The sequence below is a fragment of the Marinobacter sp. genome, from assembly GCF_014859525.1.
Lineage (GTDB): Bacteria > Pseudomonadota > Gammaproteobacteria > Pseudomonadales > Oleiphilaceae > Marinobacter.
Genome location: NZ_JACUUB010000165.1, coordinates 1 through 1507, shown reverse-complemented (window position 1 = coordinate 1507; position 1507 = coordinate 1). Strand labels below are relative to the sequence as shown.

At 55.7% G+C, this 1507-nt stretch carries 2 protein-coding genes; both read right to left on the bottom strand.

Annotated elements, in window-relative coordinates:
- A partial coding sequence (locus tag IBX51_RS15040; protein WP_291832140.1) for a prepilin peptidase occupies positions 1 to 278 on the bottom strand: 278 nt, incomplete at its 3' end.
- Positions 279 to 332: 54 nt separating this feature from the next.
- On the bottom strand, positions 333 to 1507 hold a 1175-nt coding region (locus tag IBX51_RS15035), incomplete at its 5' end, for a type II secretion system F family protein (RefSeq protein WP_291832139.1).

The following is a 1507-nucleotide window of genomic DNA, read 5'->3' as shown; positions in this document are numbered from 1 at the left end:
CAGTGTCGGCATCGGCCCCTTTGCAGCAGATAGCTGAGTACCGGGATGTTCTCCAGCGCACCGATCAGGTGCCCGCAGTGGGGGCAGCGTGAACGGGGACGGCTCAGATTGAATGGTTCCGATTTGTCCTGCTTGAGCTCCAACAATTCCTGGCACTGGCTGCGCCAGCTGCGTTGCATCATCACAGGCATGCGGTAGATCACCACATTCAGAAAACTGCCGACAAACAGTCCGAATAGGGCCGCAACGGAGGCAAACAGCAGGGGATGCTGTTGCATGAGTAGGCTGATCTCTTCCAACATGGCGTATTGAGCAGGATGGACTGGGCCAGCCTACATAATGGCACCCATCTGGAAGATCGGTAGGTACATGGCGACAACCAGACCGCCCACCAGCACCCCGAGTACGGCCATGATCATGGGCTCCAGCAGACTGCTGAGCGCATCAACGGCGTCATCAACCTCAGCCTCATAGAAATCAGCAACCTTGCCCAGCATGGCGTCGAGTGAACCGGCCTCTTCACCGATGGAGGTCATTTGCACCATCATGTTGGGGAAGACACCGATCTGCTCCATCGATGCGGTCAGCGAGGTACCGGCGGCAACATCATCGCGCATCTTCATCACCGCTTCGCGATATTTGACATTCCCCACTGCACCAGCTACAGACTCCATCGCCTCTACCAGCGGGACACCGGCCGCGAACATGGTTGACAAGGTACGGGCGAAACGGGCCAAGGCCCCTTTGTTAAGGATGTCACCGATCACCGGGATTTTCAGTGAGGCAAGTTCCACCCCATTACTAAAACGCTTTGATTTTGCCTTCGCCTGGGTAAAGGCAAAACCGACCGCAGCGATACCACCAAATACCAGGAACCAGTAAGCCTGGAAGAACTTGGATAGCTTGACCACGAACTGGGTCAGGGCCGGCAGGTCGGCACCAAAACCGGCGAACAGCGATTCAAACTGTGGGATAACGAAGATCAGGAGGATGGCGGTGATAACGAAGGCCATGGTTAGCACCGCACTGGGATAGAACAAGGCTTTTTTGATCTTGGACTTCAGCGCCTCGGTCTTTTCTTTATAGGTAGCGATCTTGTCCAGTAAGCTTTCTAGGATACCGGCCTGTTCACCGGCGTGGATCAGGTTACAGGTGAGGTCGTCGAAGTACTTGGGGTGTCTGCGCAGGGCCTCGGTTAGTGTTGTGCCCCCCTCGATATCTGACTTAATGGCATTGATAAGATTGCGCATATTGGCATTATCATTGCCCTTGGCCATGATCTCGAAAGACTGAACTAGTGGCACCCCGGAGGACATCATGGTGGCCAGTTGCCGAGCGAACAGTGAGATATCCTTTGGGACAATCTTGCGCCCGCGCGGACCACCGCCGCCAAACAGCGGTTTGGCCTTTTTGCTGAGCTTGAGGGGGTTGATACCCTGACGGCGCAGGTCAGCCTTGGCCAGGGACATATTCTGCCCACTAATCTCGCCCTTCTTGCGCTGGCCCT